General features: G+C 66.8%; 10 protein-coding genes. 7 read left to right on the forward strand and 3 right to left on the reverse strand.

What is annotated here, in order from left to right; translation table 11 throughout:
- Window positions 1-56 precede the first annotated feature (56 nt).
- The 7 genes from E0E41_RS19155 to E0E41_RS11580 all read left to right on the forward strand — a co-directional run bounded on the left by E0E41_RS19155 (window position 57) and on the right by E0E41_RS11580 (window position 11,008).
- Window positions 57-890, forward strand: coding sequence for a VanW family protein (locus E0E41_RS19155; protein ID WP_130870041.1), 834 nt, complete (start codon window positions 57-59; stop codon window positions 888-890).
- Window positions 887-2,239 (forward strand): AMP-binding protein, encoded by a 1,353-nt coding sequence (locus E0E41_RS11555; RefSeq protein WP_130870042.1) that lies wholly within the window; start codon window positions 887-889, stop codon window positions 2,237-2,239. The genes E0E41_RS19155 and E0E41_RS11555 overlap by 4 nt, the downstream gene beginning before the upstream one ends.
- Window positions 2,236-2,469 (forward strand): acyl carrier protein, encoded by a 234-nt coding sequence (locus E0E41_RS11560; protein ID WP_130870043.1) that lies wholly within the window; start codon window positions 2,236-2,238, stop codon window positions 2,467-2,469. Before E0E41_RS11555 ends, E0E41_RS11560 begins: the two co-directional genes overlap by 4 nt.
- Before the next feature lie 69 nt (window positions 2,470-2,538).
- Window positions 2,539-6,048, forward strand: coding sequence for a transcription-repair coupling factor (gene mfd, locus E0E41_RS11565; protein WP_130870044.1), 3,510 nt, complete (start codon window positions 2,539-2,541; stop codon window positions 6,046-6,048).
- 99 nt (window positions 6,049-6,147) lie between these two features.
- Window positions 6,148-7,401, forward strand: a complete 1,254-nt coding sequence (locus E0E41_RS11570) for a peptidylprolyl isomerase (RefSeq protein WP_130870045.1) — start codon at window positions 6,148-6,150, stop codon at window positions 7,399-7,401.
- A gap of 198 nt (window positions 7,402-7,599) precedes the next feature.
- The gene (locus E0E41_RS11575) at window positions 7,600-8,286 is read left to right on the forward strand and encodes a response regulator (RefSeq protein WP_130870046.1); all 687 of its coding nucleotides are present in this window, start codon (window positions 7,600-7,602) and stop codon (window positions 8,284-8,286) included.
- 100 nt (window positions 8,287-8,386) lie between these two features.
- Entirely contained in the window at window positions 8,387-11,008 is a 2,622-nt protein-coding gene (locus E0E41_RS11580) for a cation-translocating P-type ATPase (protein ID WP_130870047.1), read from the forward strand.
- 48 nt (window positions 11,009-11,056) lie between these two features.
- On the opposite strand, the gene E0E41_RS11585 is transcribed toward E0E41_RS11580, so the two are convergent.
- From E0E41_RS11585 to E0E41_RS11595, 3 genes are all read right to left on the reverse strand, one after another.
- Window positions 11,057-11,986 (reverse strand): phosphate acyltransferase, encoded by a 930-nt coding sequence (locus E0E41_RS11585; protein WP_165450543.1) that lies wholly within the window; start codon window positions 11,984-11,986, stop codon window positions 11,057-11,059.
- A 155-nt stretch (window positions 11,987-12,141) separates the two neighbouring features.
- Window positions 12,142-12,861, reverse strand: coding sequence for a F420-0--gamma-glutamyl ligase (locus tag E0E41_RS11590; RefSeq protein ID WP_242623766.1), 720 nt, complete (start codon window positions 12,859-12,861; stop codon window positions 12,142-12,144).
- Between the two features lie 58 nt (window positions 12,862-12,919).
- Window positions 12,920-14,305, reverse strand: coding sequence for a TrpB-like pyridoxal phosphate-dependent enzyme (locus E0E41_RS11595; protein WP_130870050.1), 1,386 nt, complete (start codon window positions 14,303-14,305; stop codon window positions 12,920-12,922).
- Window positions 14,306-14,506 lie beyond the last annotated feature (201 nt).

A 14,506-nucleotide genomic window follows, 5' to 3' on the forward strand; every position in this document is an offset into this window, starting at 1 on the left:
AAAGCGGGGCCTGCGTCCCGCTTTCTTTTGCTGTATCCAGGCGGGAGGGAAAAACCATGGCCAAGCGCAGACAGTTTTACCAGCTGAGCCCGGTGTGCTACCGGATCTCCCTGTGGAAGGAGGGGCTGCTCAAGTCCCTGGCCGACCGGAGGTCCGGGTTCCGGGCCGCGGAACTGCGGCAGGAAGAATCCCTGCCCGTCATTGTGAAAAGCCACCGCTCCCCGGTGCTGCGGCGGCTGGAGGGGGTGGACATGGCCCTCCAGCGGAGCAAGCGGGCCAACCTGGCCCTGGCCGCCGGGTGCATCGACGGCATTGTGATCCGGCCGGGGGAGAGCTTCTCTTTCTGGCGGCTGGTGGGGAACCCCACCGCCAGGCGGGGGTTCCGGCCCGGCCTGACCATTGCCAGCGGCCGGTTGGGCACCGGCGTGGGAGGGGGGCTGTGCCAGGCGGGCAACCTGATCCACTACCTGGTGCTCCACAGCCCCCTGACGGTGACCGAGCTCCACCACCACTCCGACGCACTCTTTCCCGACGACCGGCGGCGGGTGCCCTTCGGCACCGGCACCTCCATTTTTTATCCACACATCGACTACCGCTTCCGCAACGACACCGGCCAGCCGGTCCAGCTGCGGCTGTGGCTGGAGGAGGACGACCTGTGCGGCGAGCTGCGCAGCCAGACCCCCTTCCCTCTGCGCTACCGCCTGCGGGAGGAGGACAGCCACTATGTGAAGGAGGGGGCGGACTACTACCGGGTCAGCCGGGTGTACCGCCTGAGCCTGAACGGAGCCGGGGAGCAGGTGGACAGGGAGCTGCTGCTGGACAACCACTCCAAGGTGCTCTTTGACCCCGCCCTCATTCCCCCGGACCAGCTGCGGGAGGCCTCCCGATGACCGGGCCTTTGCTGGAACGGGTGCGGGCCAACAGCCTGACCCTGGGAGACCGGCCCGCCCTGACGGCGGGGGCGGACACCATCCTCTGGCGGGACCTGTGGCCCATGGCCCAGAGCCTGGCCGCCCGCCTGCGGGAGGCGGGGGAGGGTCCGGTGGCCCTGTCCGGCAGTCCGGACCGGGTGTGGCTCCCGGCGGCCTTTCTGGCCTGCCTCATCGCCGGGCGGCCCTACCTGCCCCTGGATCCCGGCCTGCCCCTCCGGCGGCAGCGGGAACTGGCCGCGGGGCTGGGGGCCCAGTGGCTGGAGGAGGGGGAGGCTCTGGCAGGCTTCGGCTCCGGCCGGAGCTGTCACCCGGCGGAGGACGGGGGACGGCTGGCCTACCTCCTGTTCACCTCCGGCACCACCGGCGCCCCAAAGCCGGTGGGCATCAGCCTGCGCAACCTGGAGTCCTTCCTCCGCTGGGCGGTCACCCTGCCCGGCCTGGCGGACAGCGCCGGGGTGACGGCGGTGGGGCAGGCGGCCTGGTCCTTCGACCTGTCGGTGGCCGACCTGTACCTGGCCCTGACCCAGGGCGGCACCCATGTGGCCCTGACGGAGGAGGAAAAGGGGGACTACCCCGCCCTGCTCCGCCGGCTGGAGGCCTGCGGCGCCGCCCTGCTGGTGACCACTCCCACCTTCCTGCGGCTGTGCCTGGCCGAGCCGGGCTTTTCCCCCAAACGGCTGCCCCACCTGCGGACGGTGTTCTCCTGCGGGGAGGCCCTGCCCCCCGCCGCCGCCCGGCGGCTGCTGGACCGCTTCCCCGGCTGCACCCTGCTCAACGCCTACGGCCCTACCGAGGCCGCCTGCGCCGTCACCGCCGTCCCCATTTCCCGGGACATGTGTACCGGGCCCCTGCCCATCGGCCGGGCGGGGGAAGGGGCGGTGTCGGTGACCCTGGAGGAGGGGGAGCTGATCCTGACCGGGGAGAGCGTGGCCCCCGCCTTTGGGGGCCGCTACGCCACCGGCGACCTGGGCTATGTGAAAGAGGGCCTGCTGTACTGGGCGGGCCGGAAGGACCACCAGCTGAAGTACAAGGGCTACCGCATTGAGCCCGCCGAGATCGAGGGGGTCCTGGAGTCCCTGCCCGGCGTGGAGCGGGCGGCGGTGCTCCCCCGCCGGGGCCCCGGCGGGGAGGTGCGGGGCCTGACGGCCGTGGTGGAGGGCCCCGCCCACACGGAGGACCTGCGGACGGGCCTGGCCCGGCTGCTGCCCTCCTGCAAATGCCCCGGTCGGTGGGTGCGCGTGGACCGCATCCCCCTGACCCCCAACGGAAAATGCGACCGGAAACGGCTGGAGGAGATGATACAATGAACCTGGAGGACTCTGTCCGGGACCTGCTGGTCCGGGCCTGCGGTACCCAGCGGGCCCTGCTGCCCGGCACCGACCTGCTGGCGGAGGAGCTGCTGGACTCCCTGGCCTTCATCGAGCTGCTGGAGGGCCTGGAGGACCTGGGGATCACCCTCCAGCCCACCCGCATCCCCAAAGAGCGATTCCGCACTGTGGACAGCATCCTGGCCCTGGTGCGGGAGTACGCCGGGTAGCCCCCGGGCCCGCCGCCCCGGGGCCTGTGCGCCCGTGACTTCCAGATTTTTCTATTTCCGAGGTGTGACATGAAACAGCTGCTTTCCGCCCTCAACGACATACCAGAATACCGCTCTCTGACGGCGGCCATCGACAACGGGGCCTGCCCCGTGGCCTTTTCCGGCCTGTCTGCGGTCCACCGGGCTCACTTTGCCGCCGGGCTCCACCAGGAGCTGGAGCGGCCGGTGGTGGTGGTATGCGCCGACGAGGGGGAGGCCCAGCGGATGGAGAAGGACCTGGCCGCCCTGTCGGGGGAGCAGGTGGCCGCCCTGTCCGCCCGGGAGTTCACCTTCCACAACGCCGCCGTGGTGTCCCGGCAGTATGAGCACCGGCGGCTTTCGGTGCTCCGCTCACTGGCGGCGGGGGAGTGCCCCCTGCTGGTGTGTACCGTGGAGGCCGTCCTCCAGCGCACCATCCCCAAGACCCTGCTGACCCAGGCGGCCCAGGTGGTGCGGATGGGGGAGAGCCACGACCTGAACGAGCTCACCGAGACCCTGTCCGCCGCGGGCTACACCCGGTGCGAGCAGGTGGAGGGCGTGGGTCAGTTTGCCCTCCGGGGCGGCATCCTGGACTTTTTCTCCCCCGCCCATCCCAAGCCGGTGCGGGTGGAATTTTTCGGGGACGAGATTGACGCCATGGGTCTCTTTGACCCGGACACCCAGCGGCGCATCGAAAACATCAGCGAGGCGGAGATCCTCCCCGCCGCCGAGGTGCTCCCCCAGTTTGCCCCCGGGGGCTACGGCGGCCTGCTGGAGCTGCTGGACGGCCTCATTTCCCGGGTAAAGAGGCGGAAGGGGAGCGACAAGCTGCTCAGTACTCTGGAGGAGGACCGGGAGAAGCTGGCCCAGGGGGTGAGCTTCCCCGCCATGGACCGCTACCTGGAGCTGATCTATCCCCAGATGGCCACGGCTGCCGACTACTTCCCCGAGGACGCGGTGGTGGTGCTCAGCGAGAGCCCCCGGGTGGCCGAGCGGGGGAAGAACTACCTGTGGCAGCTGGGGGAGGACGCCAAGACCCTGCTGGAGCGGGGAGAGCTGGCGGGTGAGCTGGCCCGGCTGGCCCGCACCCCGGAGGAGCTGTGGGAGACGTTGGCCGAGTGGCCGGTGTGCTTCCTGGACTCCTTCACCTCCTCCCAGTACCCCATGCGGCCCCGGACGGTGCTCAACCTGCTGGCCAAGCAGCTGCCCTCCTACGGTGCCAGCCTGGAGACCGCCGTCTCCGATCTGGCCCACTATGTCTCCGAGGGCTTCCGCACCGTGGTGCTGGTGAGCAGCGAGCAGCGGGCCCTGAATCTCCAGTCCCTGCTGCGGGAGCAGAAGATGACCACCGCCGTGGACTTCCAGCTCCACGACCTGCCCGCCTACGGCAAGGCGGTCATCGCTGTCGGCGGCGTCTCCGCCGGTATGGAGTACCCGGTGGGCCGGCTGGCGGTGCTCACCGAGGGCCAGTCCGCCCTGGGCAAGAAGCGCAGGAGCAAGCCGGTGACCAACCGGCAGAAGCTGGGCTCCTACGCCGACCTGTCCCCCGGCGACCTGGTGGTGCATGAGCACCACGGGGTGGGCCGGTTCGTGGAGATGACCAAGATGACGGTGGACGGGGTGGAGAAGGACTTTGTCAAGATCGCCTACGCCGGCAGCGACGTGCTCTACGTCCCCGCTACCCAGCTGGATCTGGTGAGCAAATACATCGGCTCCGGGGAGGACGGCCAGGAGACCAAGAAGCTGTCCAAGCTGGGGGGTACCGACTGGGAGAAGGCCAAGACCCGGGCCAAGAAGGCGGTGAAGGACCTGGCCAAGGGCCTCATCCAGCTCTACGCCCAGCGGCAGCGGCAGCCCGGCTTCGCCTTTTCCCCCGACTCTCCCTGGATGAAGGAGTTCGAGGAGGAATTCGAGTACGCCGAGACCGACGACCAGCTGCGCTGCATCGCCGAGATCAAGCAGGACATGGAGCAGCCCCGGCCCATGGACCGGCTGCTGTGCGGCGATGTGGGCTACGGCAAGACCGAGGTGGCCTTCCGGGCCATCATGAAGTGCGTGCTGGACGGCAAGCAGGCCGCCATTCTGGTGCCCACCACCGTGCTGGCCCGGCAGCACTATCTGTCCGCCAAGCAGCGGTTTGCCAAGTATCCGGTGGAGATCGACGTGGTGAGCCGGTTCCGCACCCCCGCCCAGATGAAGGACACCCTCCGGCGTCTGGAGGCGGGGCAGATCGACCTCTTGATCGGCACCCACCGGCTGTTCCAGAAGGACGTGAAGTTCAAGGACCTGGGTCTGCTGGTCATCGACGAGGAGCAGCGCTTCGGCGTCCAGCACAAGGAGAAGCTGAAGGAGCTCTCCCGTCAGGTGGACGTGCTCACCCTGTCCGCCACCCCCATCCCCCGCACCCTGAACATGGCCCTGTCGGGCATCCGGGACATGTCCACTCTGGAGGAGCCCCCGCTGGACCGGCAGCCGGTGCAGACCTACGTGCTGGAGCACGACTGGGGGGTGCTCTCCGACGCCATGCGCCGGGAGCTGGAACGTGGAGGCCAGGTGTACTACCTCCATAACCGGGTGGAGACCATCACCCGCACCGCCGCCCGCATCAAGGAGATGCTGGGGGAGGACGTGGAGGTGGCGGTGGCCCACGGCAAGATGAGCCAGGAGGAGCTCAACGAGGTCATGACCCGCATGAGCGAGGGTGAGGTGGATGTGCTGGTGTGCACCACCATCATCGAGACCGGTATCGACATCGCCAACGCCAACACCCTCATCATCGAGGACGCCGACAAGATGGGCCTGGCCCAGCTCCACCAGATCCGGGGCCGGGTGGGCCGGTCCACCCGGCGGGCCTACGCCTACCTGACCTACCGCCGGGGGAAGGTGCTCAGCGAGGTGGCCTCCAAGCGGCTGGGGGCCATCCGGGAGTTCGCGGAATTCGGCTCCGGCTTCAAGATCGCCATGCGGGACCTGGAGATCCGGGGTGCCGGCAACGTGCTGGGCCCGGAGCAGAGCGGGTTCCTCCTCAGCGTGGGCTACGACATGTACCTGAAGCTGCTGGAGGAGGCGGTGCTGGAGGAGCGGGGGGAGAAGCCCCAGCGGCCCACCGAGTGCGCCGCCGACCTGTCGGTGGCCGCCTCCATTCCCGACCGGTACGTGCCCTCCCCCGAGCAGCGGATGGACCTGTACCGCCGCATCGCCGCCATCCGGTCGGAGGCCGACGCCGACGACGTGATGGATGAGCTCATCGACCGGTACGGCGACCCGCCCCGGACGGTGAACAACCTGATCTCGGTGGCTCTGCTGCGGGCGGACGCCGCCGCCAACGGCATCTCCCAGATCGACCAGAAGGGCACCAACCTGAACTTCTACCTGGACGAGTTCGACCTCCAGCGGGTGTCCGCCCTGTGCGGGATGGACAAATACCGCTCCCGGCTGCTCTTCTCCGCCGGGGAGAAGCCCTACCTGTCCCTGCGGCTGAAAAAGGGGGAGGACGCCCTGAAATTCGGCCGCAAGCTGGTGGAGGACTACGCCGGAACGGCTCCCAAAGCGGCTGGATGAAAGTGGAATTCTTCATAAATATACCCCGCTTTTCTTGCCTAAACGGATAAAATGGTGTACACTGTACCCTGCTTGATGCAATAAGGAGGATTTTGAACGATGAATTGGAAAAAGCTCCTGTGTGCCGGCCTGTCCGGTGCGCTGCTGCTAGGCACCCTCACCGGCTGCACCCAGCCTACCGATCCCACGCCCACCGGCACCCCCGCTGCCGACGACGTGGCCTATCAGACCGCCGGGATCACCCGGGACACGGTGCTCTTTACCGCCAACGGCGAGGACGCGGTGGCCGACGAATATCTGTACTGGCTGCTCAACGCCGTCGCCCAGGCCAAGAACAGCGGCTATCTGGCCGATGACGACGCCTGGGAGGAGGAGATCGACGGCACCCCCACCGCCGACTACCTGAAGCAGGCCGCTCTGGAGAGTACCAAGCTCTACACCGTGGCTATGAGCAAGCTCAAGGAGGAGGGCATGTCCCTCAGCGAGGAGGAGCAGACCAATATCCAGAGCCAGATGGACAGCCTGTCCTCCAGCCTGGAGATGTACTACGGCGTCACCCTCCAGGAGTACCTGGACCAGCAGTGCATTTCCCGGGCGGCCTACCAGAAGATGGCCTTTGAGATCCCTGTGCTGGTGAGCGACCTCAAGGACAAGTATGACGAGGCCGGAGAGTTCGAGGCCACCGACGAGGACATCCAGAAGATGATCGAGGACGAGGGCATCCACAGCTGCAAGCACATCCTGCTGGCCTTCCCCACCAATGAGGACGGCAGCGATGTCACCGACGAGCAGAAGGCGGAGGTGAAGGCGGAGGCCGACGCCCTGCTGGCCGAGATCCAGGGCGCTGACGACCCTGTGGCCGCCTTTGAGGACGCCATGAATGAGAAGAGCCAGGACGGCCGGGATCCGGACACCAACGAGCTGGTAAAGCCCGGGGGCTATACGTTCTTCTCCGACGGCTCCATGGTGGACGGCAGCGGCAGCCTGGTGAGCGCCTTCGTACAGGCGGGTGTCGCCCTGGAGGAGGGCGAGATCAGCCAGCCCGTGGAGACCGATTACGGCTACCACATCCTGCTGGGCCAGAGCGCCGACAATGAGGACACCCGTGGGGTGTACGCCAACTATGCCATGAACCAGATCATCGACCAGTGGATGGCCGACGCCACGGTGGAGACCACCGCCGCCTACGATGCCCTGGACCCCAAGGCTTTCTATGACAAGCTGATGGAACTGGCCAAGCAGTGGCAGGCGGAGAAGGAGGCCGAGGCGGCCGCCCAGGCTACCGCCAGCCCCGCAGCGGAGACGGAAACTCCCGCCGCCAGCGAGGCTCCGGTGGAGAGCCCTGCTGCCTGAGCACAACCCGGACCCAGAGATGCAGCCCGCCAAAAAAGACCGATCGCTTTTTTGGCGGGCTGTTCTTATAACAGCCATTTTGCAGGGGAGAACGGAGGTACCATGGAGAAACGGGGAACGAGACAGCGGAAGCTGAGCCGGGTGCTGCGGGCCGGCCCGGAGCGTCCGGTCCGGGCTGCCCTGCCGGAGAAGTAGGGGATGGCCGGGGCCATTCGGGTGCTGGCGGTGGAGGATGATCCCGCCACCCGCACTCTGCTGTCCGCCGTTCTGTCCGGCCTGGAGGAAATCGAGCTGTGCGGCCTGGCCGCCGACGGGCTGGAGGGGTTGGAGCTGCTGGAAAAGCTGCGGCCCGATGCGGTGCTGCTGGATCTCATCATGCCCGGCCTGGACGGACTGGGCTTCCTGCGGGCCATGGGCAGGAAGAAGGACCGGCCGGTGGTGGTGATCACCTCCCAGGCCGCCGGCCCGGCTCTCATCCGCCATGCCCTCAGTCTGGGGGCCAGCTACTACCTGGTCAAGCCCCTGAATTTCCAGGTTCTGCCCGCCCTGCTGGAGGGACTGTGCCTCCAGCCCCTGATCCAGCGGGGTGTGGAGCTGCTGGAGGCCATGGGCGCCCGGGGCCGGGGGGTGACCGCCGCCGCCCGGGCCGCCGCTGTGCTGGCCCGGGACGGGGAGGCCCTGCTCAAGCAGGCCTACGCCCCCACCATCGCTGCCGACGGCACCAACTACGCCGGCGTGGAGAAGAACATCCGCGCCATGGTGGACAAGCTCCACCGGGCCGCCTCCCCCGGCTACCAGGCCCTGCTGGGGGGCCTGCCCGGGATCCGGCCCAGCAACCTGGTGTTCCTCAGGGCCCTGGCCCGGGCGCTGTCACAGCCCGGCTGAACATTCTTTTTGCCCCCTGCCGGTTTTCCCCCGAATCCGGCAGGGGGTTTTGCTATACTTGTCCACAGGAAAAAACTGGATGGACAAGGAGGGAGGACCTATGAGCAGCTGGCACGGACAGAGCGCCGGGCAGGTCCTGAGCGAGCTGGAGACCGACCGGGAGCGGGGTCTGAGCCGGGAGGAGGCGGAGGGCCGTCTGGCCCGGTACGGGCCCAACCGGCTGGAGGAGACCCGGCGGCGGAGCCTGCCCCTGCGGCTGCTGGGACAGCTGAAGGACCCCATGATCCTGGTGCTGCTGGCGGCGGCGGCCCTGTCCCTGTGGGCCGGGGGCGGGGAGGACTGGCTGGACGCCGCCATTATTTTAGGCATCGTGGCGGTAAACGCCTGCATTTCCCTGTCCCAGGAGGACAGCGCCCAGCGGGCTCTGGACGCCCTGCGGCAGATGTCCGCCCCTCAGGCCCGGGTGATCCGGGGCGGCCGGGAGATCCGGCTGGACGCCCAGGCCCTGGTACCGGGGGACATCATCAGGCTGGAGGCGGGGGACCTGGTGCCCGCCGACGGCCGCATCCTGGAGGCGGCGGGGCTGGAGACCGACGAGAGCGCCCTTACCGGGGAATCCGCCCCGGTGTCCAAAGAGGCGGCCGGACCCCTGCCCCAGGACACCCCGCTGGCCGAGCGGACCAATATGGTGGCAGCCTCCACCGTGGTCACCCGGGGCCGCTGCCGGTGCGTGGTCACCGCCACCGGTATGGATACGGAGATGGGCCGCATCGCCGGTCTCCTGCTGGAAAAGGGAGAAAGCAAAACGCCTTTACAAAAAAAGATGGGGGAAATTTCCGCCACCCTCTCCTTTGTCTGCCTGTGCGTGTGCGCGGTGATGTTCGGGGTAGGGGCCCTCCAGGGCCGGAACCTGCTGGACATGTTTCTGACGGCGGTGAGCCTGGCGGTGGCCGCCATTCCCGAGGGCCTGCCCGCCATCGTCACCATCGTGCTGGCCATGGGGGTGGGCCGGATGGCCAAGCGCCGGGCCATTGTAAAAAAACTGCCGGCGGTGGAGACCCTGGGGTGTGCCGGGGTGGTGTGCTCGGACAAGACGGGCACTTTGACCCAGAACAGGATGACGGTCACCGAGGTGTGGACCCTGGAAAAGGGAAAGCGGCAGGAGGCTCTGACCATCGCCGCCCTGTGCGGGGATGCGGTGCTGTCCTGGCGGGGCCGGGAGCCGGTGGCCGCCGGGGACCCCACCGAGGCGGCCCTCACCGAGGCGGCGGCCCGGGAGGGGCTGGACAAGAACCAGCTGGAGGCCCAGTATCCCCGGAAGGGGGAGCTGCCCTTCGATTCCCAGCGCAAGCTGATGACTACCATCCATGCCCGGCCCGGCGGGGGCTTCCGGGTGCTGGTGAAAGGGGCCCCCGACGTGCTGGCTCCCCGGTGCAGGCTGTCCCCTGAGATGCTCCGGTGGGTGAATGCCCGGAATGAGGGCATGGCGGACCGGGCCCTGCGGGTGCTGGGGGTAGCCTGCCGGGAGCTGGAGTTCCTCCCCCGGGAGCTGAACAGCCGCACCCTGGAGCAGGAGCTCACCTTCGTGGGCCTCATCGGTATGATGGACCCGCCCCGGCCGGAGGCTAGACGGGCGGTGGAGCAGTGCTTTGCCGCCGGCATCCGGCCGGTGATGATCACCGGCGACCACAAGCTCACCGCCGTGGCGGTGGCCCGGGAGCTGGGCATTTACCGGCCCGGGGACCTTGCGGTCACCGGAGAGGACCTGGACTTCCTGCCCCAGGAGGCTCTGGAGGAGGAAGTGGAGCGCTTCTCGGTGTACGCCCGGGTGTCGCCCGAGCACAAGATGCGCATCGTAAAGGCCTGGCAGGCCAACGGAAAGGTGGTGGCCATGACGGGGGACGGGGTGAACGACGCCCCCGCCCTCAAGACCGCCGACATCGGCTGCGCCATGGGACGCAGCGGCACCGACGTGGCCAAGGGGGCGGCGGACATGATCCTCACCGACGACAACTTTGCCACCATCGTGGCCGCGGTGGAGGAGGGGAGAGGGATCTACGCCAACATCAAGAAGGCCATCCACTACCTGCTCTCCTGCAACATCGGGGAGATTCTCACCATCTTCTGCGCCACCGCCCTCCGGTTTCCCCAGATGCCCCTGACCCCGGTACAGCTCCTGTGGCTTAATCTGGTCACCGATTCCCTCCCCGCCCTGGCCCTGGGGGTGGAGAACGCCGAGGAGGGCATCATGGAGCGCCCACCCCGGGACGCCAAGGCCTCCCTCTTTGCCGGGGGCTTCGCCTTCCGGCTGGCCTGGCAGGGAGTGATGGTGGGGGCGCTCACCCTGGCGGCCTGGTTCCTGGGCTGGGCAGTGCTGCCGGAGGGGGGCGCGGGGGCGGCCAACACCATGGCCTTTGCCACCCTCACTCTGTCCCAGCTGTTCCACGCCTTCGACGTGCGCAGCGAGGAGGCCTCCTTGTTCCACATCGGCCTGTGGACCAATCCGGCCATGAACAAGGCCTTTCTCATCGGCCTGGCCATGCAGCTGGCGGTGCTGCTGGTGCCCCCGCTGCAGCTGGTGTTCGGCACCGTGGCTTTGACCCTGCCCCAGTGGGGGACGGTGCTGGGCCTGGCCCTGACCCCGGTGGTGGTGTGCGAGGCCGTGAAGGCCGTGGGCCGGAGCGGGGTGCAGCGCCCCCACCGCCAGCCTGCCCGGGTATAAAGAAAAACCGGCGGACGCTTTTGGCGTCCGCCGGTTTGATGTATCTGCTCAGTTGTTCTGGGTCTTGCGCCACTCGTTGAGCACCGCGCAGAACACCAGGGAGAGGAAGCTTTCCTCCGCGTTGGCCGAGCGGGAGGTGAGGGCGATGGGCACCTTGGCGCCCACCACCGCGCCACAGGTGACGGCGTGGGCGTGGATCAGCCAGCTCTTCACCAGGGTGTTGGCGGCGATCAGGTCCTGGGCGATGATGCCGTCGAAGCCGCCGCCCGCCCAGGGACAGTCGTAGTGCTTCAGCCGGCAGGCCTCCTTGGAGATAATCAGGTCGTAGGAGATGGGGCCCCACAGCTCGCAGTCGGCAAAGGGGTGCTGCTTCTGCTCGGTGACCAGCCGCTGGGCCTCGATGGTGTCGGGCATGTGGAAGTTCACGTTCTCCACCAGAGCCATCAGGGCCAGCTTGGGGTTCTCATAGCCGAAGGCCTTCAGGGCGTCGGCGGTGTTCTTGATGATGGCCTTCTTCTGGGTGGGGTTGGGATTGACGATCACCGTCATGTCCGACAGGGCCAGCAGCTTGGGGTACTCGGGGATGGAGGCCAGGGACACGTGGCTCATGAGCCGGTCGGTGCGCAGGCCGTTTTTCCGGTCCAGCACCGGCATCAGGAAGTCACGGGTGGGCAGGTTGCCCCGCATCAGGATGTCGCCGTCGCCGCAGTGGATGATGTCGATGGCGGCCTGGGTCACATTATGTCCGGGAGGGGTATCCACCATGGTATAGGGTTCCTTGTCCAGCCCCAGCTTCTCCAGCTGGACCATGGTGCGGGCCCGGTCGCCCACCAGCACAGGCTGCACAAAGCCCTCCTTCTGGGCCTGGAATACACCCTGGAGCATGTTTTCACCGTCGGAGCCCGCCAGTACCACCCGCAGGGGGGAGTCAAGTTTGGGGACCCGGCTGATAATATTATCGAAATTTTTCAGTTCCATGGGAAACACCCCTTTTACGTTCATTCAGCCCGCGGCGTACCGGGGCATCTTCCATTATACTGGATGGTTCAGCGGAATACAAGGCCATTTTAGCGGGGAAGCCCGGGAAAACAACAAAACGCCCGCTTTTCAGCGGGCGTTTTGGAGGAAACAGATCAATCCACCGGGCGGATCAGGATAAAGGGGGTCAGCTCCCGGGACTGGCCGGCGGGATTGTCCCGGATCAGGCCCTTCAGGGTCTCATCATCCAGGGTGATGGAGGAGGCCTTGCCCAGGATCTCCACGTTCAGGTCGTTGGCATCCACGATCATGGCCTGGACACCGGTGGCCGCCTCGATCTCGTCGCACACCTTGCCGGGATTCTCCGGGATGCGGATGCCGAACTCGCCGTACTCCTGGAACTCGTGGTCATAGAAGCCGTCCAGACCGGACACCTCCTGGCCCACCATCTCGTAAAACACGCCCCGCTTGCCGAACAGCTTGCCGATGCCGGCGCAGAAGGCGGCCCAGATCACGAACAGGGCGCCCCGCTCGTTGATGGCAAACTGCATCTTGTAGGGGCTGTCCACGCCGATGCCGGCGGTGGAGTGGGAGGCAAACCGGGACAGGAACTTGGCCAGCCGGCCCACCTTCATGTCCTTCTTGTACACCACCCGCTTCTGGCACAGGCCGATGATCTTCTCACTGGAGGAGAGCAGATCGCCGGGCTGCCACAGGGGCTTGACGTACTTCTCCACCAGGTCGATGTAGCTCTCGCCCACCTGGACAAAGTGGGTGTGGATGGCGTGGCGGGCGTAGGTCTTTCCGTTGACCTCTATATTGACGCTTTTTCCCTCATTGGCGCGGAATTCCATGACAAAAACCTTCTTTATCATTTAGTCCCCATTATTATAGCCACCAAAGAGAGAATGTGCAACAAAAAGTTTCCTTTTTTCAGATGCCCTTGTTCTGGGGGATATCGGGCAGGGAATCGAAGCCCTTCTGCAGGTCGGCGTCGGTGGGGATATAGTCGGTCATCTTCCCGCTGAGGTAGTTCTCATAGGCGGTCATGTCGAAGTAGCCGGTGCCGGTGAGGCCGAAGAGGATGGTCCTGGCCTCGCCGCTCTCCTTGCACTTCAGCGCCTCGTCGATGGCTCCCTTGATGGCGTGGGCGGACTCGGGGGCGGGGAGGATGGTCTCCTTCTTGGCGAACAGCACCGCCGCCTCAAAGACCTTGGACTGCTCGTAGGCCACCGCTTCCATATACCCGTCGTGGTATAGCTTGGACAGGATGGGGCTCATGCCGTGGTAGCGCAGGCCGCCGGCGTGGTTGGCGGAGGGGATGAAGCCGCAGCCCAGGGTGTACATCCGGGCCAGGGGAGTGACCTTGCCGGTGTCGCAGAAGTCGTAGGCGTACTTGCCCCGGGTGAGGGAGGGGCAGGAGGCGGGCTCCACCGCCACGATGCGGGGATTTTTGATGCCCTTCAGCTTGTCGGCCATGAAGGGGGCGATGAGGCCGCCCAGGTTGGAGCCGCCGCCGGCGCAGCCCACCACCACGTCGGGGTACTCCCCCAGCTGCTCCATGGCCAGCTTGCTCTCCAGGCCGATGATGGACTGGTGGAGGAGCACCTGGTTGAGCACGCTGCCCAGCACGTACCGCTTGGTGCCGCCGCTGCCCACGGCGGCCTCCACCGCCTCGGAGATGGCACAGCCCAGGCTTCCGGTGGTGCCCGGATTCTCCGCCAGGATCTTTTTGCCGATCTCGGTGGTGGGGGAGGGGGAGGGCGTGATGGAGGCGTCGAATACGTTCATCACCGCCTTGCGGAAGGGCTTCTGCTCATAGGAGCACTTTACCATAAATACGTCGCAGGTCAGCCCAAAGTAGGAGCAGGCCTCGCTGAGGGCGGTGCCCCACTGGCCGGCGCCGGTCTCGGTGGTGACCCCGGTGAGGCCCTGCTGCTTGGCGTAGTAGGCCTGGGCCACGGCGGAGTTCAGCTTGTGGGAGCTGGAGGTGTTGTTGCCCTCAAATTTATAGTAGATCTTCGCCGGGGTGTCCAGTGCCTTCTCCAGGGCGTAGGCCCGGATCAGGGGGGAGGGGCGGTACATCTTGTAGACCTCCTGGATCTCCTCGGGAATGTCCACATACTCCGTGACGCCGTCCAGCTCCTGGCGGGCCAGCTCCTCACAGAAGATGGGGGACAGGTCGGCCACCGACAGGGGCTGGAGGGTGCCGGGGTGGATCAGGGGATCGGGCTGCTCGGCCATGGCGGAGCGGAGGTTGAACCATTTCTGAGGCATCTGGTCTTCGGTCAGATACAGGCGGTGAGGGATCTTTGTCATGTTCATGCACTCCTTTGCATTTTGTTTTGCGGGAGAGGGCATGAAAAAACGCCCCCGTCCCAAAGATTCTCTGGGACAAAGGCGTAAAACCTCTGCGGTGCCACCCGGATTGACGTATGGAACGACCATACGCCCGCTCACTTTCCCGCGCCAGCCAGCACGAGCTCCCCTGATAACGGGCGGAGTCCCCGTCGCGCTACT

The sequence above is a fragment of the Intestinimonas massiliensis (ex Afouda et al. 2020) genome, assembly GCF_900626285.1.
Classification (GTDB): domain Bacteria; phylum Bacillota; class Clostridia; order Oscillospirales; family Oscillospiraceae; genus Flavonifractor; species Flavonifractor massiliensis_A.